The sequence below is a fragment of the Massilia sp. IC2-476 genome (genome assembly GCF_020707295.1).
Lineage (GTDB): Bacteria > Pseudomonadota > Gammaproteobacteria > Burkholderiales > Burkholderiaceae_D > Telluria.
In genome coordinates this window covers 92,264-119,002 of the sequence record NZ_JAJFER010000006.1, presented here as the reverse complement: position 1 = coordinate 119,002, position 26,739 = coordinate 92,264, and the positions used below count along the sequence as shown (strand labels likewise).

Below are 26,739 nucleotides of genomic sequence, written 5' to 3'. Positions count from 1 at the left end.
ACATGAGGACAATAGAACTAAAAGCATTCGCCATCGACGCAATTGCTAAGGCAAATATTTGCACTGAGGAAGATGCGCGCAGCAAGGCCTTCCGGTTGTTGCGTCATGCACCGCTGATCAGCTTTGAGGAATTTCTTTATGCCATCGCGAGTAGAGTGCAAGACACAAGCGTTACAACATTACCCCATATTCACGACTTTGGGGAACCCTCGTTCCCGATGGCACTAAATGAAAACTGGATCTTTGAAATCATTGCTTGGAACATGCGCTCAACTAGCATGCACGAGCATACCTTCGAGGGAGCGTTCAAGGTCGTAACAGGTCCACAAATTTTGAACGGGTATGAGTTCAAAAGTTCTAGCCATCCTCACAACGGCGTGGAAGTAGGAACCTTAAAATGGACGGACACACGCGTACTAAACGTTGGAGACTGCGAGATAATTTCGACGGGAGAACGAGGAATCCATAGTTTGTGGTCCCTGGAGAAACCAGCGTTACTTTATGTACTTAGGACCGTAGGTGATGGTGAAGGGTGGGATTACTTATGGCCGTCTCTTCGGTTTAGGAGAAGTTCCGTAGAACGTATCTATACTTCTCGTGAAAAATATCTTGATGCATTGGAAGCATTTTCTGAAAAAATTTATGTGTCGTGCCTGAATAAGCTTTCTGAACAAATAGGGCTGAACAACAAGATATATCTTGCCATCCAGCGCTTTATTCGGCCAGACAATACTGCTAAATGGCCTGCACTTTTCGATGCAGAGGAACGTGATAATGACGCGTTATCACGAGCATTAATTGACGGACTTTCGCACCTCGATCATTTTCTGCGATTTAATGAACTTAGAGGCGCCGCCACTTCGCCTTATGAACTTGCAACTTTGGCATTGTCGTATCATTCTCATCTCCAGAAACCAGATCTCGTACGAATGTTACACGCCCATTTATGCGAGGCAAAGCTTATATAAGCAAATCAGTTAAAAACATCAGAAGCGCGGATATAGTTGACGGGGCCTGACAATTTGTGGATGAGCTTACATGATGCCTTTGCTTGATGCACCCAACAGGGAGCAGCTGACCAACCTGATTGTCCGCCATAAAGGAGCCGAATCATGAGTGAACTTAGCAAGTATATGGATGGCCCTGTTAGGAAATTGGTAGAGCCGATCCAAATTAAAATGCCGCCACAGGAACAAGAACGCCACCGGATTTACTGTTTGCTGTTGATGGCTATCGTGGCGTTTAACTTTTGCGGGAATCGTCCTAAAGCCAAGGACAAGCCTGCGCCGGATGGACATGGCATAAATCCACTATTACCACCCGATCATGAATATGCCAAGCGCGGTATTTTCTTGAACCGAGACTATCTCGGTCACAACATCGCCGCTATCGCTGTTGACCGGAATGGCCAAATCATCGACTTTGATTTCAACCACAATGAACTCTTCAATAGCTCTGTCGAGCACGCTGAGGCCCGATTGCTTAATCGCGTTTTCAAGCTCAGCAAAATCCATGACAGCTGGGCCATTGGCCCGCAACCAAACGAGCCGGCAGAGAACCGTTACGGCAACGCACTGCGCGGCGTAACCATCTACACGTCGCTCGAATCATGCGCACAATGTTCTGGCATCATGACACTAGGCAACGTAAAAGACGTGATCTATCTACAGGAGGATCCAGGACAGTATAAGATCGGCAACATAATGTATCGGCTTACTGCCCCGATAAACCCGGGTGAGAAGCACTTAGCTCCACGCCCTATTCCAGCGAGCCTGGTCGGGCTGGACGCGTTCGACAAGCTCAACGCGGCCTACAACGCTTTCTACGAAAAGCATCGCAATGGAATGACGGCCTTTCTGTGCACTGAGGCTGCCTACAAGATTTTTCTCGAGGCCGAACAGGCTTTGGTCGACCATCAAGTCATCCACCGAGATGAGGCGGATCCCAAATCGCCGCGCCTGACGAACGAGGGTGTCAAAGTGGAATGTCTGAGCTTTTATCAGTACGTCGTCGACAAGGGCCGCCGGGGTACGCCTCACTAGGAAACCCAAGCACGATACATGCGCTCCGATTCCTGCGGCACAATCAAAGCGGCGAGCCTGTTCTGCTCGCTTATGTTGCTGAGCAAGGCGCCAATGTAAGTATTGCTTGCTCCACAGTTGTAAGAAGGCGTCGCCGTGCCTACCTGTGCAAGAACACATGATGTCTCGTTCGTCACTCATACACGAAGCAGCAGGCCTTCCGTGCTCACTTGTCAGTGGAAACAGCGATATCGACGGCCACTACGCTGCGGCCTGCTGTATTGCGAAGCTTGATTCCGGCATATACGCTGCGAGTCGATCTGCTCGCGCAAGCGAAACAATCGGTGAGCGAAGCGGCCACTCGTATGCAAGAGTGCTATGCCGAGATCCTTGGGGCGACGCTGCAGAAAATTGGGGGATAGTCTTGGAAGTACTGACGCGCGTAACCATCCTATTGAAGTTGAACGCTTATTCGCTTCGCTCGCCTTGAGCCAGTCCGTGCAGCCGAGACCCGTTCATCTGCAAGGATGCGCGTCACTTTGTTCAGGGAGACCGGTCTTCGCGAGCACAAGAGCCGTTTGCTCGCCTTGTTAACGGCGCGCTTGCTTGCAGTGTGCCGCCAAGAGTAAGAACGTCCCCAAGCCTGCCCTGGTGTTTACCGTGGGACACATCCTTTGCGGTCACGCCAGCCATACACGCGGCATGTTTAATCATTGTCCGCCTCCCGTCAATTTCGATTTCCGTCTAACTCAGCCGCATCCAACCGCAATCCATCGCGCGTCGACTCGCTCAGGCGCAGCACATAGTCCTGGGGAAGATCGGCTTGCACTTCTGTTTCCACCCGGTCGATTTCGTCAAGAAGCATGCCCGCCACCTCGCGATTGCTGCCACGGCTCTGGCCCAGCCGGTAACCGCCGTTGAGCGGATCGAACGGCAGTCCCGCGCCCTGCGTGGCTAGGTATCCACCGAGCGCGCGTAAAGGCCCAGCCATATGACGCCTGGCGCACAACAACAGGCGGTCATGGCCGGTGTAGGACAGGTCGAGCAGAACGCACACTAACCAGTAGTGCAGGTTACCCAGCCAAGCGACGTTACGCATACGCTCGTTGCGGATCTGATTGCCGCGTCCGCGGAAAGCACTTGGGTTGATCGGGGTTTGCAATGACGGATAGTTAGGATCCTCATTAGGCAGGTCCCACGGATTGCCGCTGTCAAAAGCCGGGTGTGTACCCATGAAGATGTCCTTGAACAGCTCGAAATGCTCAGTTTCGCCTTCCTCAGAGACCTCAATGAGCTGCTGACGCCACTTGTCGTAGTCGATCATCGCCGGCTCGCGCTCCTCGCACCGGTCAAGCTGTTTGAGGATACGTTCATATAACGGCGCGATGCGGTTATTTGAATGATTCTGTCCCAACACGTGGCCCAACTCGGCGATGAAGGCGGGATCGTATTTCCCGTCGGGCGCAGAGAACAGGTCATTCGGGCCTTCAACATAAACATATTTAGCAAGGCTGCTCAAGCTCAGCGGTTCCAGCGTCAACGGGAAGGGATAAAGATCAACCTCGAACGGGAACTGCTCGCGTTCCAGGTTCGGCGCGGCGTCCAGAGCCACGAGCATGCGGTTGACGATATGCAGATGTCCCATTTCCTCGATTGCCACTCCAAGCAGGTGCATGGGGCGCCCGGCATACTGGTGATTGCCCCAGCCGGCCAGAGTACTGTAGCGAGGCACCCGAATGGAGAACGCCGCATACAGGTATTGCACCATTAGGCTATGCTCGATTTCGCAGGCAATGCGCAGCAAGCGAATCAATTCCATGCGCGGCGACTCGAACACCCAGCCGCCATTCGCGGCAGGCGCGCCGCCGGTCTCTCTATCGTCCTCGCGCACGTCAGGCTTCGGCACTTTCACCAAGCCACGCTGACGCGCCACCTGGGCTACAGCCTGATGGTAGCGCTCGTAGGACGTGCAGCGGCACAGGTGCTGTCCGATCGACGCCCCAATTCGCTTCATTAAGTCTGCTTCGGTGGGCGGCTCACGCTCAAGCAAATCAAGGCAAGCTTGACTGGCCATTAGGAAGCCGGACGTGCAATAGCCGCACTGGAAGCTGAAGTGCTCCAAGAAAGCTTGCTGAAGGTCCTGCAGCTGACCACCTTCGGCCAAGGATTCAACGGTTAGGATTTCGCATCCGTCGAGATGGCGCAAAGGAGTGATACAAGCTTGGGCCGCATACAGGGGGCCGTCGGAGGAGTAACGGATATTAACAGTACATGCTCTGCATTCGCCGACGCCGCAGCCAAACTTGGTACCTGTTTTGTCGAGTTCTTCGTGCAGATAATGCAGCAACGGCAAGTCGCCACGCACGGTGGGGTCGCAACGGTGCCCATTGACCAGGAAGCTGACGTTGACTTTGCCCTCACGCATTTCGTTCTCCCTGCCGCGACAAAATATGCTGCGGTCTAATTGGTAAGGTGCTTGGCCAAAAACTATGACCAAGCGCGTGCGCAATCGCGTTGGCGATCGCCGGCGCCACGGTTGTCATGGTCACTTCGGCAACGCCCTTATGGCGCAGGTGGGGCGGCCCGCCTGGCACGATCGACCTGTCCAGTTCTACTAGGTACTTCTTGTGTGTAAGCGGCATGTTCTCCGAGCGCGCAATCCGGTAGGTATCGAAGTTGAGCGCTCGAGTGCAACCTACGTGGTCCGGCATACTCTCGAAAAGGGCATGGCTCAGCCCCATCGCCAGCCCGCCTTCGATCTGCCCTTCTAGCGAAGGCAGGTGCAAGGGAGTGCCGGCATCAATGATGCTGACTACGTCGGAGACCCTTACTTCGCCACTACGAGTGTCGACCACGACGCCGACCAGATGGCCGCCTGCTGCGTAGAGCGTGCGATAGTGCGACCCGTCTGGCGGCGTTTTTAGCTCGCTGCGTTCAGCGCGCTGCCAGCCGTCTGTCTGATCAGGGTTTTCAATGCTGGCGGTGGCCAGGCCGTCCGCATAAAGGTCGAACGACCGGCCACGCACTGTCTTGAAGGATGCTCCGACCCAGCCTTGCTTGAAATAAGAATGAACCATGGCGGCGCTACTCCAGCCCTGCTTGTGGATGACCGTAGCCAAGTCTGCGAGCGTCACGGGACGAGCATCGCCTACTTGCAATACCCCGTCTTTCCACTCAGGGGCAAGGTTCGCCAGCGATTCCTCGCTTACGTTCCACAACATGCACAGTGCCGGCAGCAGGCTCTCGCGCCATAGCGCCTCGACTGCCTGTCGGATAGCGTGTACGTGAAAGAAAGCCGTGCGCGAGGCACTTGTGCCTTGCGCAGAAAGCACCTTGGTCGAAAAGTCGCCCGGACCCGCTTCTTTCTCAAGTCGCATGCGCAGCGCCTCGAAGACAAGATCTTCGGACAACCTGACGTGGGACGCGGGCTGGCCCAGACCAAAGCAGGTGGCGTTTTCGACCGCCGCAGCAGCGCCCTGCCCCATTTCCGAGACCTGGGTAAAGACCGTGATCTTTCCCGCTGGGGAAAGATGGACGATAGCGCAAGCGCCGTCACTGCTGGTGCCATAGGCCTCAGCGCAACAGGCGAATCCCACGCCGTATCTCTTGTGTTCACTGGACTTCTGGCTGCGCAAGGTATCGCGCTCACGCCATAGGCTGTCGCCCGCTGCCAGTCGCAGTACTTCGGCGATCCCGACATGAAAGTCAAGGGGCGCGCCCCCTGCATCAAAGTTCGCGACGTGATGCTCACCATGCGAGACGAAGAGGTTTTTTTGTCGCAATGCGATGGCATCCATGTCTAATTGCGTAGCCACCCGATCCACGAGAACTTCGATATTGAAACACGACTGCGGGATGCCGAACCCGCGCATGGAACCTGCGACCGGGCCGCGCATCTCACATGCGGCGCCATGCACGGCCGAAAGCTCGAAGGCGTAAGGCCCGGCGGCATGCAACGTACCGAGTTTCATGACTGAAGCGGTCAGGTTAGCAATCGCGCCCCCTTCGAAGACCAGATGACTTTGCAGGGCTCTGAAAGTGCCGTCGGCATCGTAGGCCAATGCGGTGCGGGAAGCGCAGGCGTGGCGTTTCAAGCCGGATTGGAATTGCTCGTAGCGATCGTGCGCTAGACGTACCGGTCCTGTAGCGACCAAGGCGGCGGCAGCGAGCAGCTCGGGAAATCCCGAATTCTCGCGCCCGCCAAAGCTGCCGCCCATGGGCAAAGGCGTAATTTCCACCCCGACATTGCCCAGCATTCTGTTGATCCGTCCACGGTCGCCTGCAATGCTTTGCGCGCCGAACGCCAGATGCATGGTGACGTTTGCCTGGTCGAACCACGCGATGCCACATTCCGGTTCTAGAAAGGCCGGATCCACCGAAGCCGTATAAGCGTTGTGCACTATCTGCTTTCCGGCCCTCTCAGAGGCCTCCAGCGCCTCGGACAGGGCTAGCATGACGCGAGCCCGGTCGCTATCCGCGACAGCGGGCTTGTCGCGGTCCATGAAATGCTCGCGCGCCGTCGGAAACAGGAGTGCGTCTCGATTAGCCGACAGCCGCCTTAGGTAATGCTGCTGCACTGGCTTGCCGCCGAACCCGGGTGCGTCCCACTTGCGCCACCGTTCCAGGCGCTGGCCCAGCGTGGGCAGTAAGGTAGCGTCCACGATCGGTCCATACAGTTCCGCTGCTGAATTCGCACGCAACTCCATTGCCCCCGCGAAGAACTGCTGGTAATCGTTGAACAGAGCCAGGCCGATCGGCTGACCGCGGTACTTGGCACGGCTGCCTACGGGAACAAAGATTTCCTCGATCGTTTTGCGCAAGGCCGGTTGTATGTCCGCTGGCGCGGCCGCCACAATGTCGTCTGCGCTCACCAGACGGCTCGGGCGTGTGGCCACCGGGAGACGTGACACATCAAAGCCGCGGAAGACACAATCGGTGCGGCTTGAGCGTAGCACAAGCGCATGCTGACACATAGTTCCCCAGCCGAAGTCCTTGGGACGGTAATCGCTGGCAAAGGTTTTAGCGCCAGTTACGCGAGCGCGGCGAAAGTCGTCAGCATTCATGTAGATTTCATGGTTGGCTGTCTAGCCCGCGTATTGCGTGCACGCGAGACCGTTAAAACGGACATTTGCACGGCCCCCCCGCGCGCTCAGACTGTTGAACTAGACAATTAAACTTCATCCAGACTGCATTCCCTGTGCCACGGAAATCATATTCGAGAACTCATAGGTACGTACACGGAAGTCGACTTTTAGTTGCATTTGTTGCAGCATAACAAATTGTGACAATTCGATAGAATTTATGCCAAAAAAATATGTTTTACTTGATCGATTAGGTTGCTTTTTTCAACTGGAAAAAACTTGCCGCAAGCAATGCAACTGTAGAGCCTGCTCGGGTTTATTGGTGGGTTTAACGAAGGGAATCAAGCGGGCACAGCGAGGCCGAGAAGGGCATCTTCGCATCCCCTTTTTACACCAAGCCTACCTTGATCAGCATGACGTTTTTTCTGATACCGTCATCTGCTTGATAAGTTCGGTTGGCGCCAACACCGAATTGCCGGCGCATTCCTCTATTGAGCATCGCTCGTGATTTTCCACCTAAGCAACATGCTATGGTGACGCTGACGGGCAGGTTCAGCAGGAGCGGACTAGTACAGACATGTCAGGTCACGCATCAGAAAACACGATTTCCCTTCTCTGGAGTGTCGAGTGTCCGCTCGTCTCGCTCACCCGACCAGAAGGGGAAGATTCTCCAAGCACGGGACTTAATCTCATCCACTCGCTCATCAATGTACGTTGAAAGAATGGGCAGTAGAGTCCTCGGCAACGGGACCTGGCGCGTGTCCCCATTCTTGGTACGATCAAGGGTAATCGTACGCTGCTGAATCTTTAGCTGGCTCAACTCTAAGGTATAGCACTCGCGTAACCGCATAGCTGTGTTCACCGCTAAGTGAAACAACGTAAACTCATCGGGCATCGGCCTTAGCAGGCTTAAGACTTTCTCTTCTTCGCCCTCATGCAGCCGCCGGTCGCGACTAATGTCGTATCGAGGTTCCAGACCGCGGCCTGCAAGGAATTCCGCATCCGCCTCGGTATAACTTGCAAACCCCCTCTTTAGGAGGCGCAGGGGGTTTTGTGCCATGATGTCAGGGTGCTTGCGCGTCATCCAGTCCAAACACCTAGCCAGTGCACCGTGGCGATGGCGGATCGTTGACGGCGACAAGTGATGCGTGCGCTTGAGTTCGCAAATCCACGCTTCTGCCCACTCGTAATTTAGCATGCTGGTTGCAATCTTTGTCACGCTCGGTAAGACCGTGTCTAAAAGTCTTTGATCCGACAGCGGTACTGAATTATGCCGGAGGTACTCGGCAATGCAACGATGTACGGTCCATATTTGCTGCTTCGGACTCGCCTTTTCTAGAAGAGCAGCTGGCACAATCCCCTGCGCGAGCAAACCTTCAAGTTGCTTGCCATACCGCTCAGCGGTTTCATAGTCATCGAACGTTGCCCACAAAGGTTTCGGCAGGAGCTTGTGGGTGACGCGTAGTTGATACCCATAAGGGCGTTTGATGATGGTCGCCATGATTTAGTCATAGTGAACAGCTATCGGAAGACGACGGCAATTTGGCCGTTAGAGAGTGTGGTGCACCACAAAGTTCAGGAGGTGTTGAACCCAAAACGAACGGGCCCTAAAAGGGCCCGTACTATGGAGTTCTGGAGGCGAGGACGGGAGTCGAACCCGTCTAGACGGCTTTGCAGGCCGCTGCATAACCGCTTTGCTACCTCGCCAGATTTCATCTTAGCTGAGCTGATCCGGCCGGTTATGTGCCGTATCAACCGAGAAGGAATGTCTTCTCTGAATTTGGAGCGGGAGAAGAGTCTCGAACTCTCGACCTCAACCTTGGCAAGGTTGCGCTCTACCAACTGAGCTACTCCCGCTTAGGAGTATTACTGTCGTAAAACCTTTGGAGCGGGAGAAGAGTCTCGAACTCTCGACCTCAACCTTGGCAAGGTTGCGCTCTACCAACTGAGCTACTCCCGCATTGGAGTCTTACTATCTACTGCGCCTGTCGCACCAGCTCGCTTCAAGCAAACTGGAGCGGGAGAAGAGTCTCGAACTCTCGACCTCAACCTTGGCAAGGTTGCGCTCTACCAACTGAGCTACTCCCGCGTTCAGGACAACCATTATTGCAGAACTTTGACATTTTTTCAAGATTGCCAATCGTGCAGAGCACTGATCATCTTGAAACTTTGGAGCGGGAGAAGAGTCTCGAACTCTCGACCTCAACCTTGGCAAGGTTGCGCTCTACCAACTGAGCTACTCCCGCTTCGTCTTTCATTCTGCAACGATGTCGTCGCAACAGGCAGGCATTATAGAGATTCTATTCCATACGTCAAGGATGACACCGAACATTTCTTACAAGTTTCCTGCCTTTTCCTTAATAAGCGGCCACGCCCGGCGCAGGTAGTAGAACATCGACCAAACCGTCAGCACGCCCGCGACCCACAGGAAGTACTCGCCCCAGTAATGGGTGTCGACGCCGAGGATCACGTCATGGAACAGCAGCATCGGGATCGCCGTCATCTGGGCCGCGGTCTTGATCTTGCCGAGCGAGCTCACCGCCACCGACTTGGTCGCGCCGATCTGGGCCATCCATTCGCGCAGCGCGGAGATGGTGATCTCGCGGCCGATGATGATGAAGGCGATGATCGCGTTCACGCGGTCCAGCTGGACCAGCACCAGCAGCGCGCCGGCCACCATCAGCTTGTCGGCGACCGGGTCGAGGAAGGCACCGAAGGCCGAGGTCTGGTTCCAGCGCCGCGCCAGGAAGCCGTCGAACCAGTCGGTGACGGCTGCGACGATGAACACCAGCGTCGCCGCCAGGTTGCGGTCGGCCAGCGGGAGCCAGTGGGTCGGGAGATAGAAGACGCCTACAACCAGCGGAATCAGTGCGACACGTAACCAGGTCAGGAGAATCGGAATGTTGAAAGGCATAGAAAAAGCACTGATTACGGGAATGAAAAGTTTGGGCGACAGTCTACATGGGTATTGCAAATTGGACTAGGTAGCTCGTCTGTATGCCGCGCGCTGGCCGTACAAAGTAAAACCGGGGCAAGCGCCCCGGTCCGGTAAATCAGTGCAGCTGACGATAAATCTCCTCCGCCAGCGTACTCGAGATGCCCTCCACCGACATCAGATCCTCCACGCTGGCGTCGATCACGCCGCGCAGGCCGCCGAAGCGGGCCAGCAGGCGCTGGCGGCGCTTGGCGCCGATGCCTTCGATCTCTTCCAGCCGGGACGCCTGGCGGGCCTTGGCGCGCTTGGCGCGCATGCCGGTGATGGCGAAGCGGTGCGCCTCGTCGCGGATCATGGCGACCAGCATCAGCGCGGCCGATTCCTTGCCCAGCTCCTGCGGTGCGCGGCCGTCGGCGAAGATCAGGGTCTCCAGGCCCACGCGGCGGCCCTCTCCCTTGGCCACGCCGACGATCATCGAAATGGGTAAGCCCAACTCTTCGAACACCTGGCGCGCCATCTCGACCTGGCCCTTGCCGCCGTCGACCAGCACGATATCCGGCATGACGCCTTCGCCGTTGGCCACCTTTTCGTAGCGGCGCTGCAGCACCTGGCGCATGGCGGCGTAGTCGTCGCCTGGCGTGATGCCGTTGATGTTGAAGCGGCGGTATTCGCCGTTCTGCATCTGGTGGTGGTGGAACACCACGCAGGAGGCCTGGGTCGCCTCGCCCGCCGTGTGGCTGATGTCGAAGCATTCGATGCGCAGTTCGTCCAGGGTCTCGGCGTCCAGATTGAGCACATCGGCCAGCGCGCGCGTGCGCGCCTGTTGCGAGCCCTGTTCGGATAGCAGGCGCGCCAGTGCGATCTCGGCGCCCTTGCAGGCCATCTCCAGCCACTGGCGGCGCTGGCCCTGCGGCTGGAAGATCAGGTTGATGCGGTGGCCGCACTGCTCGCTCAGGGCCACGATCAGCTCCGGCTGGTCGAACTCGATGTTCAGGATCAGCGTGCCCGGGATGAACTGGCCCGCGTAGTGCTGGGCCAGGAAGGCGCACAGCACCTCGACCTCGATCGGGCATTCGCCGAGCGACTCGCCGACGTGGGTCGGGAAGTAGGCGCGGTCGCCCAGGTGGCGGCCGCCGCGCACCATCGCCAGGTTGACGCAGGCGCGGCCGCCCTGCACCACCACGGCGATCACGTCGACGTCGGCGTCGCCCACCGTCTCCATGCTCTGCGCGTGCAGCACCTTGGACAAGGCCTGGATCTGGTTGCGGATGCTGGCCGCCTGCTCGAACTTGAGCTCCATGGCGTAGGCCTGCATCTTCTGCTCCAGATCCTCCAGCACTTCGGTCTGGCGCCCGCGCAGGAAGCGCGCCGCGTTGTCGACGTCGCGCGCGTAGTCTTCCGGCGCGATCAGGTCGACGCAGGGCGCGCTGCAGCGGCCGATCTGGTGCAGCAGGCAGGGGCGCGTGCGGTTGCTGTACACGCTGTCCTCGCAGGTGCGCAGCAGGAACACGCGCTGCAGCAGCTGGATCGATTCCTTGGCCGCCCAGGCGGACGGGAAAGGACCGAAGTACTGGTTCTTCTTGTCGAGCGCGCCGCGGTAGTAGCCCAGGCGCGGCGCCTCGCCGCCCGAGATCTTGATGTAGGGGTAGCTTTTATCGTCGCGGAACAGGATGTTGTAGCGCGGCTTGAGCGACTTGATCAGGTTGTTTTCCAGGATCAGCGCTTCGGCCTCGCTGCTCGTCACCGTGGTTTCCAGGTGCGCGATCTGCGAGACCATCATCGCGATGCGCGGGCTCGAGAGGTTCTTCTGGAAGTAGCTCGACACGCGGTTCTTGAGGTTGCGCGCCTTGCCCACGTAGAGCACGTTCTGGTTGGCGTCGAAATAGCGGTAGACGCCCGGCAGTGCGGGCAGCTTGGCGACCGTCGCCAGTACCTGTTCGCGCGCCGCTTCGCTCGGCTGCACCGGCTGCGCTGCGTCGCCTTTCAATGTCGCTTTCAATTCTTCTTTCATGGCCTGCCAACTGTCCGGCCGCAAGCGCGGCGCGACGACTTCTGCTTTCCTGATCCTGGGTTTGGCGGCGCCGATGCGCGCGGCCCTAGATGCCGGGACCGGCATCGCCGCCCCGCCGCTCGCCACATAGGCGAGCTCCGCTTCGTGCAGCCCTTCGTCGGGCTCCGCCCGACCCTGCTCTTCCTTGCTCACGTCCAGCTCACTCGAACTTTATGCGGCCACGTCCTTGGTCACGATGACGAAGGCCACCGCATAATCGGCTTCGTCACTGATCGACACCTGCGCGCTCAAACCGTTCGCGCGCATGAATTCTTCCAGGCCCCCGCTGCACACGATGACCGGCTTGCCGCCGGGCGCGTTGAGCATCTGGGCCGAGCGCCAGGTCATGGGCATGCGCATGCCCAGCCCGATCGCCTTCGAAAACGCTTCCTTGGCCGAGAAACGGGTGGCCAGGAAACGCAGCCCGCGCACCGGGTTCTTGGCGCTGCGGGCGTGGTATTTTTCCAGTTCCTGCGGGCCGAGGATCTTCTCGGCGAAGCGCGGGCCACTGCGTGCAAGGGCCGCCTCGATACGCGAGATCTGGACGATGTCGGTGCCGATCCCGTAGATCATCTCAAGCCCCGGTCCGAGGTGTCGCGTACTGCACGCCCAGGCGCGCCGCCACCATGATGGCCTTCATTTCGCGCACCGCGTTCTCCCAGCCGACGAACAGGGCGTGGCCGACGATCGCGTGGCCGATGTTCAGCTCGTGGATGTCGGGGATCGCCGCGATCGGCTGCACATTGGTGTAGTGCAGGCCGTGGCCGGCATTCACGCGCAGGCCGCGCGACGCGCCGGCACGCACGCCCACCTTAATGCGCTCGATCTCGCGAACCGCTTCCTCGCCCTCGGCTTCCGCATAGCGCCCGGTATGCAGCTCGATCACGGTGGCGCCGACGTTTGCGGCCGCTTCAATTTGCGCTTCATCGGCATCGATGAACAGCGACACGCGGATGCCCTCCGCTTTGAGCTGCTGCACCGCGGCTTCCACTTCCTTGTAGTAGCGGATCACGTCCAGGCCGCCCTCGGTGGTGACTTCCTCGCGCCGCTCCGGCACCAGGCACACGTCCTGCGGCTTGACCTGGCAGGCGAAGTCGATCATCTCGCGCGTCACGGCCGCTTCCAGGTTCATGCGGGTGGTCAAGAGCGGGCGCAGCGCCAGCACGTCCGCATCCTTGATGTGGCGGCGGTCTTCGCGCAGGTGCAGGGTGATCAGGTCGGCGCCGGCCTGCTCGGCCAGCAGCGCGCCGCGGATCGGGTCCGGGTAGCTGGTGCCGCGGGCATTGCGCACGGTGGCGATGTGGTCGATGTTGACGCCGAGGTCGATCACCGAACCGGCAGGTTGCAGGAAGCTCATTTGTGGTCTCTTTATAACTGCATCAGGTCGATCAAAATCTGGCGCGTGTTGAGTGGTGCGCCGCCCAGGTGGTGCGCCAGCAGGAAGCGCATCAGCTGCTTGCTCTGCCCCTGCGTCACCGGGTCGCCGTAGTCCTCGCGCTCCATGTCGAGCAGGGTTTTACCGGTCACCACCGGCCACACGTCGCTGGCCAGCGCTTCGCGTGCACCCTTTTCCGGGTCGACCACGTAGTCGCGTTCCGGCTCGACCGGGCCGCGGGTGGTGGTCGAACGTCCGAGGTCGGCCGCGACGCCAGTTTCCTTAAGTAAGGCCCGTTCGAACTTTCGCAAGACGATCGGCGCCGGCTCGCCATGGGCCAGCTGGTTCAATGTCGAGACGTAGTGATCGAACAAGGCCGGGTGCTTGTCGTCGCGCGCCAGCAGTTTCACCAGGAGTTCGTTCAGGTAGAAGCCGCACAGCAGCGCGGTCTTCTCCAGCGGCAGCATGCCGCCGACCCATTCGGCATCGATCAGGGTACGCAGCTCGGACTTGCCGGAAAACGAGAGCGACAGCGGCTGGAAGGTCTGCAGCACCCCGCGCAGCTTCGACAGCGGACGCTTGGCGCCCTTCGCGACCACGCCCACGCGGCCGTAGTCGCGCGTGAACATGTCCACGATCAGGCTGGTTTCCTTGTAGGGATAGCTGTGCAGGACGAAGCCGGGCTGGCCGCTCACCCGGGTCTCGCGCACAGGTGTGCGGCTGCGCTTGGCCGTTACCGGAACGCTCTGTTCCGGTGTGTCGATGAGGTCGTCTGGGCTGGGCATGCGGTGGGGACGGCCTCCAGGGAGTTACTCGTAGCCGTAGGCGCGCAGGCCCGCTTCGTTGTCGGCCCAGCCGGATTTGACCTTGACCCAGATTTCCAGGTACACGGGGCCGTCGAACAGCTTTTCCATGTCCAGGCGCGACTGGGTCGAGATTTCCTTCAGGCGCGCGCCCTTGTTCCCGATGATCATCGACTTGTGCGTGTCGCGCTCGACCAGGATGGCGCAGAAGATGCGGCGCAGGTTGCCTTCCTGCTGGAACTGCTCGATGATCACCGTGCTGGTGTAGGGCAGCTCGTCGCCGAGCAGGCGGAACACTTTTTCACGCACGATCTCGGCGGCCAGGAACTTCTCGCTGCGGTCGGTGATGTCGTCCGGCCCGAAGATCGGGGCGTTCTCCGGCAGGTGGCGCTTGATCTCGTTCTCCAGCGCATCGACCTGGAAGCGCATCTTGGCCGAGACCGGCACGATGGCCGTGAAGTCGCGCAGCGCGGCAATCTTCTGGGCGAAGGGCATCAGCACCGCCTTGTCCTTCATGCGGTCCGATTTATTGATGACCAATACCACCGGCACGTTCTTCGGCAGCAAATCGAGCACCTGCTGGTCGGCCGGGCCGAAGGTGCCGGCTTCGACCAGAAACAGGATCACGTCCGAGGACGTCAGCGTGTTCGAGACGGTCTTGTTCAGCGTCTTGTTGAGCGCGTTTGCATGGCGGGTCTGGAAGCCCGGAGTGTCGACGTAGATGAACTGGGCGTCGTCACGGGTCTGGATGCCGGTGATGCGGTGGCGCGTGGTCTGGGCCTTGCGCGAGGTGATCGACACCTTGGCGCCGATCAGCACGTTCATCAGGGTCGACTTGCCGACGTTCGGACGGCCGACGATGGCGATGTAGCCGCAGCGGAAGCCCTCTGGGGTGGCGTTGGTGCCGGTAGTGCTCTCGATGTTCATGCTGACTTGCTTCCTGGTTGTTCCTGTTGTGCCACCGGTTCGCTGCTCTGGATGGTGGCAATGCCCAGTTTCAGCTGGGCGGTGCGTGGCTTCGATTTGCGCGCTGCCGGCGATTTCGTCGTTGCCGCCTGCGCCGCTTCCAGCGCAAGGCGGGCAGCGGCCTGTTCGCCGGCGCGGCGGCTGCCGCCGCGGCCGAAGACCTGTACGTTCAGTTTCGGCACCAGGCACTCGACTTCGAATTCCTGGCTGTGGGCGGCGCCGTGGGTTGCCACCACGTTATAGGTCGGCAGCGAGATTTTCTTGCTCTGCAGGAATTCCTGCAGCAGGGTCTTGGCATCCTTGCCCAGCGTCGCCGGGTCGACCGTCTCGAGCAGCGGCAGGTAGAAGGCGCGGATCACGTCGCGCGCCGCATCGAAGCCGGTGTCGAGGAAGATCGCGCCCAGCAGGGCTTCCAGGGTGTCGGCCAGGATCGAGGGCCGGCGGAAGCCGCCCGACTTCAGCTCGCCCTCCCCCAGCCGCAGGAACTGCGACAGCTCCAGCTTCTGGGCGATCTCGAACAGCGACTGCTGCTTGACCAGGTTGGCGCGCAGGCGCGACAAATCGCCTTCGTCGAGGTGGCTGAAACGTTCGTACAGGATCGACGCCACGACGCAGTTCAAGATCGAGTCGCCAAGGAATTCCAGGCGTTCGTTATGCAGCGCGCTATGGCTACGGTGGGTCAGGGCTTGCTGGAGCAGGCCGGTGTCCCGGAACGTATAACCCAAGCGTGTTTGCAATAACTGTAGATTCATTGTGCTGTCGTGGTTTCAGCGCCCACCCACGTGGACGCCGCGTGTTGCTTATCGAGCAGGTGCGTCGGCTTCCTTGGCCGCCACCACGCCGCTCGGATCGGTCGTGCCCGCGTAGTCGATCACCAGGCTGACGTTGCCCATCAGCGGGACCCGCTTCTCGTAGGCAAAGCTGACTTGCACTTCGCCGTCGTCGCGGGTAATGGTCAGGTCGCGGCCGCGGACGGCGGTGACGTCGTTGATGCCGGCGGTCTTGTCGAAGGCTACCTGTATTTCGCGCGGCGTGCCGCCAGCTTCCTTGGCGCGCACGATCGCATCCTTGATCGCGCTGTACTCAGTGTAGGTCGGGATCAGCTTGAGCGCGAACACGGCTGCGACGCCGAGCACGGCCAGGACGAGGATCAGGCCGGTCAGCGAGATGCCGGACTGGCGAACGAGGATTTGCTTCTGCATGGTGGATCTCCGAAATTACTGGATGCCGCCAATCCGTTTCGGATTGCCGAAATTCATCCAGACGACGATCGCCTTGCCAACAATGTTCTTGTCCGGTACGAAGCCCCAATAGCGGCTGTCGGCACTGTTGTCGCGGTTATCGCCCATCATGAAATAATTGCCTGCAGGTACGATACAGGTAAATTTATCGTATGAGAAGTTGCAGGCTTCAGGATGGTTGACGAAGTCCACGGCGCCCAGGTCGAAGCCGCGCTTGTCGGCGGTATTCAGGATCCAGTGCGGCACGCCGGCCAGGTTTTCCAGGAACTGCTTGTGGTAGATCGGATGCTGGTCATCCAGATAATCGTCCATCGGGGTGTACTGGACCGGCTTGCCGTTCACCGTCAGGCGCTTGTTTTCATAGGTGATGGTGTCGCCCGGAACGCCGATGACGCGCTTGATGTAATCCTGGCTCATGTCCTTCGGATACTTGAACACCATCACGTCGCCGCGCTGCGGGTCGGCGATCTCGATCACCTTCTTGTTGATGATCGGCAGGCGGATGCCGTAGGCGTACTTGTTCACGAGGATGAAGTCGCCCACCAGCAGGGTCGGCACCATCGACGAGGACGGGATCTTGAACGGCTCCCACAGGAAGGAACGCAGGATGAATACCAGCGCAATGACCGGGAAGAAGCTGCCCGAGTACTCGATCCAGGTCGGCTGGCGCAGGTGGGCCGCTTCGATTTCGGCGCGCTGGTTGCCGCTGTCGGCCTTGATGCCTTCCTTGGCCAGCTTGTCGATGCGCGCGTCGTATTCGCGCAGGGCGATGTCGGCGGCGCGGCGGCGCTGTTTGGCAAGGACGAACACATCCAGGCACCAGATGACGCCGGTCACCACCATCAGCACGAACAGGATCAGGGCAAAATTGCTCAGGACAGTTTGCATATCCATTTATTTTTCTTCCACCTGCAGGATGGCCAGGAAGGCCTCTTGCGGAATCTCCACCGAACCGACCTGCTTCATGCGCTTCTTGCCGGCCTTTTGCTTTTCCAGCAGCTTCTTCTTACGTGAGATGTCGCCGCCGTAGCACTTGGCCAGCACGTTCTTGCGCAGCGCCTTGACGTTCTCGCGCGAGATGATGGTAGCGCCGATCGCGGCCTGGATCGCCACGTCGAACATCTGGCGCGGGATCAGTTCGCGCATCTTGGCTGCCACCTGGCGGCCACGGTAAGGCGCGTTGGCACGGTGCACGATGATGGCCAGCGCGTCGACCTTCTCGCTGTTGATCAGCATGTCGACCTTGACCACGTCGGCGGCGCGGTATTCCTTGAACTCGTAGTCCATCGAGGCATAGCCGCGCGAGGTCGACTTCAGGCGGTCGAAGAAGTCCAGCACGATCTCGGCCATCGGGATTTCGTAGTGCAGCTTGACCTGGCGGCCGTGGTAGGCCATGTCCATCTGGACGCCACGCTTGCCGTTACACAGGGTCATCACCGCACCGACATACTCCTGCGGCATGTACAGGTTGACGTCGACGATCGGCTCGCGCACTTCATTGATCTTGGAGGGTTCCGGCATCTTCGACGGATTGTCCACGCGCACCATCGAACCGTCGCGCATCTCGACCTCGTACACGACGGTCGGCGCGGTGGTGATCAGGTCCATGTCGAACTCGCGCTCGAGACGTTCCTGCACGATCTCCATGTGCAGCAGGCCCAGGAAGCCGCAGCGGAAGCCGAAGCCCAGCGCCTGCGAGACTTCCGGCTCGTACATCAGGGCGGCGTCGTTCAGCTTGAGTTTTTCCAGCGAGTCGCGCAGGGCGTCGTACTGGTTGGCCTCGACCGGGAACAGGCCGGCGAAGACCTGCGGCTGGACTTCCTTGAAGCCCGGCAGCGGTGCCGGGGCCGGCTTGGCGGCCAGGGTCACGGTGTCGCCCACCTTGGCGGCGGTCAATTCCTTGATACCGGCAATGATGAAGCCCACCTGGCCGGCCGACAGTTCCTGCAGCGCGACCGAACGCGGGGTGAACACGCCGACGCTTTCGACCAGGTTCACCGAACCGGTTGCCATCAGCAGGATCTTTTCTTTCGGACGCAGGGTGCCGTTGACCACGCGCACCAGCATCACGACGCCGACATACGGGTCGTACCAGGAGTCGACGATCAGGGCCTGCAGCGGCGCATCCGGGTCGCCCTTGGGCGGCGGCACCTTCGCGATCAGGGTTTCCAGCACGTCTTCCACGCCCAGGCCGGTCTTGGCCGAGCAGGTGGTGGCGTCGGACGCGTCGATGCCGATGACGTCCTCGATTTCCTTCTTGGCGTTGTCCGGGTCGGCGTGCGGCAGGTCGATCTTGTTCAGGATCGGCACCACTTCCACGCCCAGGTCGAGCGCGGTGTAGCAGTTGGCAACGGTCTGGGCTTCCACGCCCTGGGAGGCGTCGACCACCAGCAGCGCGCCTTCGCAGGCCGACAGCGAGCGCGAGACTTCGTAGGAGAAGTCGACGTGGCCCGGGGTGTCGATCAGGTTCAGGTTGTAGGTCTGGCCGTCGCGCGCCTTGTACTGCAGCGCCGCGGTCTGGGCCTTGATGGTGATGCCACGCTCGCGTTCGAGGTCCATCGAATCGAGCACCTGCGCGTCCATCTCGCGTTCCGACAAACCACCGCACAGCTGGATGATGCGGTCGGCCAGGGTCGATTTGCCGTGGTCGATGTGGGCGATGATGGAGAAGTTACGTATGTTGTTCATTAACAAAGCTCAAAACCAAAAAGGCCGCGGACAGCGCGGCAGGCTACAAACGAAGACGCCATGCAAAAAAGCGCTCCGTGGGGGCGTACCGGGCCCCGGCCGAAGCGCTTGATGAAGCGAGAGAATCGCGTGTGTTAGGGACAGACGCTTTTCCGACCCCGGCATTTTACCGGATTCCGCGCCGGAAAGCCCGGTTTTGGGGTCGTCCAGGGGCAGAAACCCGGGTTTTCGCCCGGAGGATGGGCAAATGGCCGGGTTTGGCGGCGAGATTCAGGCCGGTGCGGGTGCGCAGGCATCCGCCCAGCCGCGCGCAGCGGCGGGGTCGAGGAAGTAGTGGCACAGCTCCTCGCCGGCCGGATCGCCGAACAGTACCGGGACCAGCTCGTCGAAACGGGCCACCAGAGCGGGGTCGAGGTCGACGTCGATGACCGCGACGTCGAAGCGCTCGCCCGGCTGCTGCAAGGCCATCAGGGCCTGCAGCATGTCCTCGCACAGGTGGCAGTAGCTGCGCGAATACAGGGTGAAGGGAACCGGGCGCATCACTGGCGCGGCTTCACGACGATGTACTGGGTCACGTCCTCGCGGCGCACCAGCAGCGCCACCGGTTTCTTCGGATCGAGCTTGGCGATGATCCCGTTGAACTGGGCCACATTCGCTACCTGGGTATTGCCGACCTGGGAGATCACGTCGCCCGGGCGGATGCCGGCCGTGGCCGCGTTGCCGCTGGCGTCCTCGACCAGCACGCCAGCATCGGCGCCGAGCTCGGCGCGCTGGGCGGGCGTGATGTCGGACACCACCAGGCCGAGGGCGTTCGGGGCCGCGCCGGGGGCTTTCTTCGGCGGCGTCGGGCGGGCGCCCGCGACCTTCTCTTCCTGCAGCTCGACGATGGTCACCGGCACCTCGAGCTGGGCCCCGCGGCGCCAGACGGTGACGGTAGCGCGGCTGCCGACCTTGCTCGCGCCGACCAGGCGCGGCAGGTCGCGGGTGGTTTCGACCGGTTGATTGTTGAATTTCAGGATGATGTCGCCGACCTTGATGCCGCCCTTCTCCGCCGGACCGCCCGCTTCCACCATCGAGACTTCGGCCCCGCGCGCCTTGCCCAGGCCCAGCGACTCGGCCACGTCGCGCGTGACTTCGCTGATCTGCACGCCCAGGCGGCCGCGGGTGACCTTGCCACTGGTCTTGAGCTGTTCGGCCACGCGCGTGACTTCGTCGATCGGCACGGCGAACGAGATGCCGTTGTAGGCGCCCGAGAGCGTGGCGATCTGCGAGTTGATGCCGATGACTTCGCCGCGCATGTTGATCAGGGGGCCGCCCGAGTTGCCCGGGTTGACCGCGACGTCGGACTGGATCAGCGGGAGGTATTCGCCGGTGTCGCGCGACTTGGCGGAGATGATGCCGGCCGTGACGGTGTTGTCGAGGTTGAAGGGCGAGCCGATCGCCACCACCCATTCGCCGACCCGGATCTTGCTCGAGTCGCCGGTGCGCAGGTAAGGCAGGTTGTTGGCCGACAGCTTGAGCAGGGCGACGTCGGAGCGGCGGTCGGCGCCCAGCACCTTGGCCTTGAATTCGCGGCGGTCGGTGAGGGTCACGGTGACCTCGTCGGCGCCTTCGACCACGTGGGCATTGGTCAGCACGAAGCCGTCGGCGGAAATGATGAAGCCGGAGCCGACGCCACGCGTCACGTTTTCTTCCGCACCGCCGCCCTGGCCGCCGGGGCGACCCTGGCCACGCCCGCCGCCGCGCGGGATCTGGCCGCCGAAGAAGCGGCGCAGGAATTCCTGCATTTCTTCTTCACCGGGCGCGCCCTGCCCGCGCGTGACGCGTTCGGTGGTGCGGATGTTGACGACGGCCGGGCCGACCTTGTCGATCAGGTCGGAAAAATCGGGAAGGCCGGTCACGACCGGGGTCTGGACCGGCGCGGCGGCGATGGCGCTGCCGCCGGCAAAGGCGCAGGTGGTGGAGAGCAGCAGGGCCGACAGGATCAGGCCAGGGGAACGGCGTGGAAATGGACGGGTCATGGACTTGGCGTGGAAGGCTGAGATTGACTTTATGGTAAGCCAAAAAACACGCTTTGTCGCGCCGTGCGCGGTGTGCCGCGCCCCCACGCCGGGTCGGAATGAAACCGGCGCCCGCCCGGACCTTACTGAGTCACTGATACGCTGGACGAATCACCGTGCCACATAGATACATCGGACATATCACTGCATCCGCGCGTGCCCATCAGAGCCGCTTGGCGACGGCTGGACTGGACTCGGGAGCCGGGGCATCGTGCGACGCGGCCGTGTCCTCGGCCAGCTTGGAGCCGTTGAGGGCCTCGCCGGCCGCGACCACCGAGGGCGCAATGGCCGCCAGGGTGTCAGCCGGCGTACTGGGCCGCGCTGCCGCGCGCCGCAGCGGCATCGGCTCGGCAGCGAGCTTGTCGGCCAGCCGTGCGCGGAAGTCTGGCGACAGCTCGGCATGCCCCGGTTCGCCGCGCAGGGCGTCGCCGATCTGGTGGTACAGGTCCCATGCCTGTCGGCCATCCGCTTCGCGCAGGGCTGCCAGCGCGAGCTCGAGGTCGGCTTCCGGCAGCTCGCCGTCCGCAAAGGCCGATATGTATTCGCGTATCTTCTTGTTCGTGTCCATCTGGTAACCCGCCGCCGTCGGTGTGTTCAATTTGTCCTGCCTATGTACGATCCTGCTACCTACCGACGTTTGTCAACCGGGAAATCGAGCAATGGGCGCAATTTCTCGGCGATGACTTCGCGCGCACGGAAAATCCGGCTGCGAACGGTTCCTATCGGACACGCCATCACCTCGGAGATTTCTTCGTAGCTCAATCCTTCTATTTCTCGCAGGACAATAGCCGTTCGCAATTCCAGCGGCAGGGCTTCCATCGCCGCGTTCACCGTATGGGCAATCTGCTTGCTCGCCAACACTGATTCTGGTGTGTTTATGTCGCGCAAGCTGTCTGCGTCGTCGAACCCCTCTGCCCGCTCCGCGTCGGCCTCGGTGGAGGTCGGCGCGCGGCGGCCCTGTGTGACCAGAAAATTCTTCGCCGTGTTGATGCCGATGCGATACAGCCAGGTGTAGAAGGCGGAATCGCCGCGGAAGTGGCGCAGCGCGCGGAAGGCCTTGATGAAGGTCTCCTGCACCACGTCTTCCGCTTCGGCCGGGTCGTGTACGAGACGCGACACCAGACGCATCAGGCGTCGCTGGTATTTGGCCACAAGCAGATCAAACGCCCCCCGGTCACCGGCCTGGACGCGCTCTACCAACACCTGATCACCCTCGCGTTCTGTCGTCACGGACCCTGCCCCATCGGCTGCCACGGTCCTCCTCCATAAGAGTTGGTCCGCTGCAATAAGTTCAAAGTATTTTGTGCTCCAGCGTCGCCCTGCCTGCCGCCTCTGCACCGGCGCCGAGCGCCACGACAAGGGCGCGGAAGGCGTCGGGCGCCAGGCTGTCGGGGAGCACAGGCACGGTGCAGCAAGCGGCCCGCCCGGAGGCACGACGGCCTGTGCCGAGGCGCAGCAGCATCAGCCGCGGCCACAGTGTCGAACCGGGCAGCAGCATCGCCGGCAGCGCCGCTTCTCGTTCCGGTCGCACACCCTGTTGTACCGTCAGCCGTATCTGGCCGGGTCCAGAAATATCAATGCGATGCACCATTGCAGGACGTAGCGCCGCATGCGCCACGCATAGCCCGGCGATCAGCGGCGCCAGCGCCACAAGCGGCCCGCCGGCGTAGCCTGGGGGCGCGACGAGGCCCACGGCGCAGGCGGCCGCGATCAGGGAAGCGCCGAAGCCGGCGAGCAGGCAGCGCAGGCAGCGCGACGGCGCAATGACGACGGTCACCGCGATCGACATGGGTGCGAAAAAGGGAAAGGAAGGAGCGCCGCTGGCCGGGGCCGTGCGGAAGGTGCAAGGAGGGATGCGCAGGACCGAATGGTCCAGGCTGTCAGGCGCCCATCCCAGTTAGACCGGGATGGGCGTGGTCTGGTTCAGACCCGCGGTATGAAAAAACTCAGACTTTGGCGAACACGAGGGTACCGTTGGTACCGCCGAAGCCGAAGGAGTTCTTCACCGCATAATCGATCTTCATGTCGCGCGCCGTGTTGGCCACGAAGTCCAGGTCGCATTCCGGATCCTGGTTGAAGATGTTGATCGTCGGCGGCGATTTCTGATGGTGCATCGCCAGCACGGTGAACACCGATTCCAGGCCGCCCGCGCCACCGAGCAGGTGGCCGGTCATCGACTTGGTCGAGTTCACGACGAGGCCGCTCTTGGCATGGTCGCCGAAGACGCGCTTGATGCCGCGCACTTCCGCCACGTCGCCCAGCGGCGTCGAGGTGCCGTGCGCGTTGACGTACTGGACTTCGCTGGCATTCAGGCCCGCGTTGTGCAGTGCCGCCACCATGCAGCGCGCCGCGCCACTGCCATCCTCGACCGGCGAGGTGATGTGGTTGGCGTCCGCGCTCATGCCGAAGCCGATGACTTCGGCATAAATCTTCGCGCCGCGCTTGACCGCGTGTTCGTACTCTTCGAGCACCATCACGCCGGCGCCCTCGCCCAGCACGAAGCCGTCGCGATCCTTGTCCCACGGACGGGACGCGGTGGTCGGGTCGTCGTTACGGGTCGACAGCGCGCGTGCCGAGGCGAAGCCGCCCAGGCCCAGCGGCGACACGGTCGACTCCGCACCGCCGGCGATCATCACGTCGGCATCGCCGTACTCGATCAGGCGAGCGGCGGCGCCGATGCAGTGCAGGCCGGTGGTGCAGGCGGTGACGATCGCCAGGTTCGGGCCGCGCAGGCCGAATTTGATCGAGAGATCGCCCGAGATCATGTTGATGATCGATGCCGGCACGAAGAAGGGCGAGATGCGGCGCGGGCCGCGATTCATGTACTCTTCCTTGGTGGCTTCGATCATCGGCAGGCCGCCGATACCCGAACCGATGGTCACACCGATGCGGTCCGCGTTTTCCTCGGTCACTTCCAGGCCCGAATCCTGCAGGGCCTGGATGCCGGCGGCCATGCCGTAATGGATAAAGCTATCCATGTTACGGCCTTCCTTGCCCGGCAGGTAATCTTCCACCTTGAAGTTCTTCACTTCACCGGCGAATTGCGTCGTGAACGGCGTCGCGTCGAACTTGGTGATGTTGGCAATGCCCGACTTACCGGCCAGCGCCGCTTCCCACGCCTCGGCAATGGTATTGCCGATTGGTGAAATGCAGCCCAGGCCGGTAACGACGACACGGCGGTTGCGTGAACGGCTCAAGCGATTCTCCCAGAAACTTTTAAAGCGACAGCTTAGGCCTTGACGTGCGCGGTAGCGTAGTCGATGGCTTGCTTGACGGTGGTGATCTTCTCAGCCTGCTCGTCAGGGATTTCCATTTCGAACTCGTCTTCCAGTGCCATCACCAGTTCCACGGTGTCCAGCGAGTCAGCGCCGAGGTCGTCAACGAACGAGGATTCGATTTTGATGTCTGCTTCTGCAACGCCCAGTTGCTCAGCGACGATTTTTTTAACGCGTTGTTCGATATCCGACATGTTATGGCTCCATTAAGGTATGTGTTGCGGAAAGTGCGCGCATTTTATCAGGTTTGCGCGGTGAAAAACTACTTTCGGCGATAACGGTTATTTCCACCGAAATTACTGCTAAAAGAGGCGATTACACCGGATTTTCTTCGCGAGCGTCGAAACCCGGCATTTTACCTTGTTAATTCATATACATGCCGCCATTCACGTGCAGCTCGCTGCCCGTGATATAGGCGGCAGTCGGGCCGGCCAGGAAGGCGACGGCGTGGGCGATGTCTTCCGGCTGGCCCAGGCGGCCCAGCGGGATCTGGCCCAGCAGCGCTTCGTGCTGGCCTTCGCCCAACGCCTTGGTCATGTCGGTATCGATGAAGCCTGGGGCGACGCAGTTGACGGTGATGTTGCGGCTGCCGATCTCGCGCGCCAGCGCGCGGGTCATGCCGGCCACGCCGGCCTTGGCGGCGGCGTAGTTCATCTGGCCCGGATTACCGGAGGCGCCCACCACCGAGGTGATGTTGATGATGCGGCCGTGCTTGGCCTTCATCATCCCGCGCAGCACCAGGCGCGACAGGCGGCCGACTGCGGTGAGATTGGTGGAGATGACGCTGTCCCACTCCTCGTCCTTCATGCGCATGGCCAGGTTGTCCTGGGTGATGCCGGCGTTGTTGACCAGGATCGACAGGCTGCCGAAGCCCTTTTGCGTGTCCTCGACCACGGCGGCGCACTGGGTCGCATCAGTGACGTTCAGGACCACGCCCTTGCCACCGAACTCCTTCAGGTAATCGGTGATCGCCGCAGCGCCGGACTCGCTGGTGGCGGTGCCGACGACCTTCGCGCCCTGGCGCGCCAGCTCCAGCGCGATGGCCTTGCCGATGCCGCGCGAAGCGCCGGTGACGAGAGCGACTTGGTTCTCCAGATTCATGCTTTTCCTCTTATGTGGTGTGCTTGATGTGCTTCAGGCCGCGCTGTCGGCTGCACTGAGCGACGCCAGGACCCGCTCCAGCGCAGCCTGGTCGACCAGGGCTTCGCCGGCGAGCGCCGGGTCGATGCGCTTGGCCATCCCGATCAGGGTCTTGCTCGGCGCGCATTCGATCACCTGGGTGACACCGCTGGCGGCCATCTTCTGCATGGTCTCGACCCAGCGCACCGGACCGGCCGCCTGGCGCACGAGGGCGTCCTTGATCGCAGCCGGATCGTGCAGGATAGCAACGTCCACGTTGTTGATCAAGTCGATCTGCGGCGCGGAGAATTCGATGTTTTCCATGTACTCGCGCAAACGATCCGAGGCCGGTTTGAGCAAGGACGAGTGGAAGGGGGCCGACACGGCCAGTTTCATGGCGCGCTTGGCGCCCTTGGCCTTGGCGATCTCGCAGGCGCGGTCGATCGCGCTAGCGTGGCCGGCGATCACGATCTGGGTCGGCTCGTTGAAGTTCACGGCTTCCACGACTTCGCCCGCATTTTCCCCGCTGACGGCTTCCGCGCAGACGGCGCGCACGTCCTCGGCCTGCAGGCCCAGCACGACGGCCATGCCGCCCTGCCCCACCGGCACCGCGTCCTGCATCGACTGCGCGCGGAAGCGCACCAGCGGCACCGCGTCCTTGAACTTGATCACGCCCGCAGCCACCAGGGCCGAGTATTCGCCCAGGCTGTGGCCGGCAACCAGCGACGGCGCCGGGCCGCCGGCGGCGATCCAGGCGCGGTACACGGCGACCGCGGCGGTCAGCATCACGGGCTGGGTGTTGGTGGTGAGGTCGAGGTCTTCCTTCGGGCCTTCGGCGATCAGCTTGCCGAGGTCGAAGCCGAGTGCATCGGATGCTTCAGCGACGGTCTGCTCGACGACCGGGTTGCCGGCGAAGCCGTTCAGCATGCCGACGGCCTGGGCGCCCTGGCCGGTAAACAGGAAAGCGAATTTGTTCATTTTATTGTTCTCCGTAGGGTGCGCGGGGTAATTTCGGGCAATGTCCGGAATTACGAACGCCCACGCGGTGATTGTTATCGGTTCAAATGTCGGGCGCGATGATCTTGCCGGTACCTATCACCGCGTGGGCGGCGGAGCCGCCCACCC

The 26,739-nt window shown here is 61.1% G+C and carries 24 protein-coding genes and 5 tRNA genes; 2 read left to right on the top strand and 27 right to left on the bottom strand.

What is annotated here, in order from left to right; translation table 11 throughout:
- Nucleotides 1-2 precede the first annotated feature (2 nt).
- Nucleotides 3-968 carry a hypothetical protein gene (locus LK539_RS16800; protein ID WP_227802200.1) on the top strand — a complete coding sequence of 322 codons (966 nt, stop codon included), beginning with the start codon at nt 3-5 and terminating at the stop codon, nt 966-968.
- A 144-nt stretch (nt 969-1,112) separates the two neighbouring features.
- Nucleotides 1,113-2,042 carry a hypothetical protein gene (locus tag LK539_RS16795; protein WP_227802199.1) on the top strand — a complete coding sequence of 310 codons (930 nt, stop codon included), beginning with the start codon at nt 1,113-1,115 and terminating at the stop codon, nt 2,040-2,042.
- A gap of 706 nt (nt 2,043-2,748) precedes the next feature.
- Here the strand turns inward: LK539_RS16795 and LK539_RS16790 are convergent.
- The 27 genes from LK539_RS16790 to fabD all read right to left on the bottom strand — a co-directional run bounded on the left by LK539_RS16790 (nt 2,749) and on the right by fabD (nt 26,592).
- Nucleotides 2,749-4,446, bottom strand: coding sequence for a ferritin-like domain-containing protein (locus LK539_RS16790; RefSeq protein ID WP_227802198.1), 1,698 nt, complete (start codon nt 4,444-4,446; stop codon nt 2,749-2,751).
- On the bottom strand, nt 4,439-7,084 hold the full coding sequence (locus tag LK539_RS16785) for a xanthine dehydrogenase family protein molybdopterin-binding subunit (RefSeq protein WP_227802197.1): 2,646 nt from the start codon (nt 7,082-7,084) through the stop codon (nt 4,439-4,441). Before LK539_RS16785 ends, LK539_RS16790 begins: the two co-directional genes overlap by 8 nt.
- A gap of 610 nt (nt 7,085-7,694) precedes the next feature.
- Complete coding sequence (locus LK539_RS16780) at nt 7,695-8,603, bottom strand: tyrosine-type recombinase/integrase (RefSeq protein WP_227802196.1); 909 nt, start codon at nt 8,601-8,603, stop codon at nt 7,695-7,697.
- Nucleotides 8,604-8,735: 132 nt separating this feature from the next.
- Nucleotides 8,736-8,809 (bottom strand) — tRNA-Cys (locus LK539_RS16775).
- Between the two features lie 74 nt (nt 8,810-8,883).
- Nucleotides 8,884-8,959, bottom strand: a tRNA-Gly gene (locus LK539_RS16770).
- A 27-nt stretch (nt 8,960-8,986) separates the two neighbouring features.
- Nucleotides 8,987-9,062 (bottom strand) — tRNA-Gly (locus LK539_RS16765).
- A gap of 53 nt (nt 9,063-9,115) precedes the next feature.
- A tRNA-Gly gene (locus LK539_RS16760) sits at nt 9,116-9,191 on the bottom strand.
- Between the two features lie 81 nt (nt 9,192-9,272).
- Nucleotides 9,273-9,348: transfer RNA gene (locus LK539_RS16755), tRNA-Gly, on the bottom strand.
- Between the two features lie 89 nt (nt 9,349-9,437).
- On the bottom strand, nt 9,438-10,016 hold the full coding sequence (gene pgsA, locus LK539_RS16750; RefSeq protein ID WP_227802195.1) for a CDP-diacylglycerol--glycerol-3-phosphate 3-phosphatidyltransferase: 579 nt from the start codon (nt 10,014-10,016) through the stop codon (nt 9,438-9,440).
- A gap of 139 nt (nt 10,017-10,155) precedes the next feature.
- The gene (uvrC, locus tag LK539_RS16745) at nt 10,156-12,048 is read right to left on the bottom strand and encodes an excinuclease ABC subunit UvrC (RefSeq protein WP_373889558.1); all 1,893 of its coding nucleotides are present in this window, start codon (nt 12,046-12,048) and stop codon (nt 10,156-10,158) included.
- 210 nt (nt 12,049-12,258) lie between these two features.
- The gene (gene acpS / locus LK539_RS16740) at nt 12,259-12,660 is read right to left on the bottom strand and encodes a holo-ACP synthase (protein WP_227802194.1); all 402 of its coding nucleotides are present in this window, start codon (nt 12,658-12,660) and stop codon (nt 12,259-12,261) included.
- A 1-nt stretch (nt 12,661) separates the two neighbouring features.
- Nucleotides 12,662-13,444 (bottom strand): pyridoxine 5'-phosphate synthase, encoded by a 783-nt coding sequence (gene pdxJ, locus LK539_RS16735; protein WP_227802193.1) that lies wholly within the window; start codon nt 13,442-13,444, stop codon nt 12,662-12,664.
- Nucleotides 13,445-13,455: 11 nt separating this feature from the next.
- Complete coding sequence (recO, locus tag LK539_RS16730; protein ID WP_227802192.1) at nt 13,456-14,247, bottom strand: DNA repair protein RecO; 792 nt, start codon at nt 14,245-14,247, stop codon at nt 13,456-13,458.
- A gap of 24 nt (nt 14,248-14,271) precedes the next feature.
- On the bottom strand, nt 14,272-15,192 hold the full coding sequence (era, locus tag LK539_RS16725; RefSeq protein WP_227802191.1) for a GTPase Era: 921 nt from the start codon (nt 15,190-15,192) through the stop codon (nt 14,272-14,274).
- Nucleotides 15,189-15,983: a ribonuclease III gene (gene rnc / locus LK539_RS16720; protein WP_227802190.1), complete on the bottom strand. Its 795-nt coding sequence runs from the start codon at nt 15,981-15,983 to the stop codon at nt 15,189-15,191. Before rnc ends, era begins: the two co-directional genes overlap by 4 nt.
- A 48-nt stretch (nt 15,984-16,031) precedes the next feature.
- Nucleotides 16,032-16,433, bottom strand: coding sequence for a DUF4845 domain-containing protein (locus tag LK539_RS16715; protein WP_227802189.1), 402 nt, complete (start codon nt 16,431-16,433; stop codon nt 16,032-16,034).
- 15 nt (nt 16,434-16,448) lie between these two features.
- Nucleotides 16,449-17,366 carry a signal peptidase I gene (lepB, locus tag LK539_RS16710; protein ID WP_227802188.1) on the bottom strand — a complete coding sequence of 306 codons (918 nt, stop codon included), beginning with the start codon at nt 17,364-17,366 and terminating at the stop codon, nt 16,449-16,451.
- On the bottom strand, nt 17,367-19,160 hold the full coding sequence (gene lepA / locus LK539_RS16705) for a translation elongation factor 4 (protein WP_159697641.1): 1,794 nt from the start codon (nt 19,158-19,160) through the stop codon (nt 17,367-17,369).
- A gap of 270 nt (nt 19,161-19,430) precedes the next feature.
- Nucleotides 19,431-19,700: a glutaredoxin family protein gene (locus tag LK539_RS16700; protein ID WP_227802187.1), complete on the bottom strand. Its 270-nt coding sequence runs from the start codon at nt 19,698-19,700 to the stop codon at nt 19,431-19,433.
- Nucleotides 19,700-21,181: a DegQ family serine endoprotease gene (locus tag LK539_RS16695; protein WP_227802186.1), complete on the bottom strand. Its 1,482-nt coding sequence runs from the start codon at nt 21,179-21,181 to the stop codon at nt 19,700-19,702. Before LK539_RS16695 ends, LK539_RS16700 begins: the two co-directional genes overlap by 1 nt.
- A gap of 202 nt (nt 21,182-21,383) precedes the next feature.
- Nucleotides 21,384-21,818, bottom strand: a complete 435-nt coding sequence (locus LK539_RS16690) for a sigma-E factor negative regulatory protein (RefSeq protein ID WP_227802185.1) — start codon at nt 21,816-21,818, stop codon at nt 21,384-21,386.
- A 29-nt stretch (nt 21,819-21,847) separates the two neighbouring features.
- A complete protein-coding gene (gene rpoE, locus LK539_RS16685) occupies nt 21,848-22,450 on the bottom strand; it encodes an RNA polymerase sigma factor RpoE (protein ID WP_227802184.1) in 603 nt (200 codons plus the stop codon).
- A gap of 61 nt (nt 22,451-22,511) precedes the next feature.
- A complete protein-coding gene (locus tag LK539_RS16680) occupies nt 22,512-23,009 on the bottom strand; it encodes a flagellar hook-length control protein (RefSeq protein WP_227802183.1) in 498 nt (165 codons plus the stop codon).
- A 157-nt stretch (nt 23,010-23,166) separates the two neighbouring features.
- Nucleotides 23,167-24,417, bottom strand: a complete 1,251-nt coding sequence (gene fabF / locus LK539_RS16675) for a beta-ketoacyl-ACP synthase II (RefSeq protein ID WP_227802182.1) — start codon at nt 24,415-24,417, stop codon at nt 23,167-23,169.
- 32 nt (nt 24,418-24,449) lie between these two features.
- Nucleotides 24,450-24,689, bottom strand: a complete 240-nt coding sequence (acpP, locus tag LK539_RS16670; protein ID WP_020653257.1) for an acyl carrier protein — start codon at nt 24,687-24,689, stop codon at nt 24,450-24,452.
- 169 nt (nt 24,690-24,858) lie between these two features.
- On the bottom strand, nt 24,859-25,596 hold the full coding sequence (gene fabG / locus LK539_RS16665) for a 3-oxoacyl-ACP reductase FabG (RefSeq protein ID WP_227802181.1): 738 nt from the start codon (nt 25,594-25,596) through the stop codon (nt 24,859-24,861).
- 33 nt (nt 25,597-25,629) lie between these two features.
- On the bottom strand, nt 25,630-26,592 hold the full coding sequence (gene fabD, locus LK539_RS16660; RefSeq protein ID WP_227802180.1) for an ACP S-malonyltransferase: 963 nt from the start codon (nt 26,590-26,592) through the stop codon (nt 25,630-25,632).
- Nucleotides 26,593-26,739: the final 147 nt, after the last annotated feature.

What these genes read in the sequence shown, in the direction of transcription:
- LK539_RS16800 (WP_227802200.1), top strand. Translation starts at nt 3, where the DNA reads ATGAGGACAATAGAACTAAAAGCATTCGCCATCGACGCAATTGCTAAG.
- LK539_RS16795 (WP_227802199.1), top strand. Translation starts at nt 1,113, where the DNA reads ATGAGTGAACTTAGCAAGTATATGGATGGCCCTGTTAGGAAATTGGTA.
- LK539_RS16790 (WP_227802198.1), bottom strand. Translation starts at nt 4,446, where the DNA reads ATGCGTGAGGGCAAAGTCAACGTCAGCTTCCTGGTCAATGGGCACCGT.
- LK539_RS16785 (WP_227802197.1), bottom strand. Translation starts at nt 7,084, where the DNA reads ATGAATGCTGACGACTTTCGCCGCGCTCGCGTAACTGGCGCTAAAACC.
- LK539_RS16780 (WP_227802196.1), bottom strand. Translation starts at nt 8,603, where the DNA reads ATGGCGACCATCATCAAACGCCCTTATGGGTATCAACTACGCGTCACC.
- pgsA (WP_227802195.1), bottom strand. Translation starts at nt 10,016, where the DNA reads ATGCCTTTCAACATTCCGATTCTCCTGACCTGGTTACGTGTCGCACTG.
- uvrC (WP_373889558.1), bottom strand. Translation starts at nt 12,048, where the DNA reads ATGAAAGAAGAATTGAAAGCGACATTGAAAGGCGACGCAGCGCAGCCG.
- acpS (WP_227802194.1), bottom strand. Translation starts at nt 12,660, where the DNA reads ATGATCTACGGGATCGGCACCGACATCGTCCAGATCTCGCGTATCGAG.
- pdxJ (WP_227802193.1), bottom strand. Translation starts at nt 13,444, where the DNA reads ATGAGCTTCCTGCAACCTGCCGGTTCGGTGATCGACCTCGGCGTCAAC.
- recO (WP_227802192.1), bottom strand. Translation starts at nt 14,247, where the DNA reads ATGCCCAGCCCAGACGACCTCATCGACACACCGGAACAGAGCGTTCCG.
- era (WP_227802191.1), bottom strand. Translation starts at nt 15,192, where the DNA reads ATGAACATCGAGAGCACTACCGGCACCAACGCCACCCCAGAGGGCTTC.
- rnc (WP_227802190.1), bottom strand. Translation starts at nt 15,983, where the DNA reads ATGAATCTACAGTTATTGCAAACACGCTTGGGTTATACGTTCCGGGAC.
- LK539_RS16715 (WP_227802189.1), bottom strand. Translation starts at nt 16,433, where the DNA reads ATGCAGAAGCAAATCCTCGTTCGCCAGTCCGGCATCTCGCTGACCGGC.
- lepB (WP_227802188.1), bottom strand. Translation starts at nt 17,366, where the DNA reads ATGGATATGCAAACTGTCCTGAGCAATTTTGCCCTGATCCTGTTCGTG.
- lepA (WP_159697641.1), bottom strand. Translation starts at nt 19,160, where the DNA reads ATGAACAACATACGTAACTTCTCCATCATCGCCCACATCGACCACGGC.
- LK539_RS16700 (WP_227802187.1), bottom strand. Translation starts at nt 19,700, where the DNA reads ATGCGCCCGGTTCCCTTCACCCTGTATTCGCGCAGCTACTGCCACCTG.
- LK539_RS16695 (WP_227802186.1), bottom strand. Translation starts at nt 21,181, where the DNA reads ATGACCCGTCCATTTCCACGCCGTTCCCCTGGCCTGATCCTGTCGGCC.
- LK539_RS16680 (WP_227802183.1), bottom strand. Translation starts at nt 23,009, where the DNA reads ATGTCGATCGCGGTGACCGTCGTCATTGCGCCGTCGCGCTGCCTGCGC.
- acpP (WP_020653257.1), bottom strand. Translation starts at nt 24,689, where the DNA reads ATGTCGGATATCGAACAACGCGTTAAAAAAATCGTCGCTGAGCAACTG.
- fabG (WP_227802181.1), bottom strand. Translation starts at nt 25,596, where the DNA reads ATGAATCTGGAGAACCAAGTCGCTCTCGTCACCGGCGCTTCGCGCGGC.
- fabD (WP_227802180.1), bottom strand. Translation starts at nt 26,592, where the DNA reads ATGAACAAATTCGCTTTCCTGTTTACCGGCCAGGGCGCCCAGGCCGTC.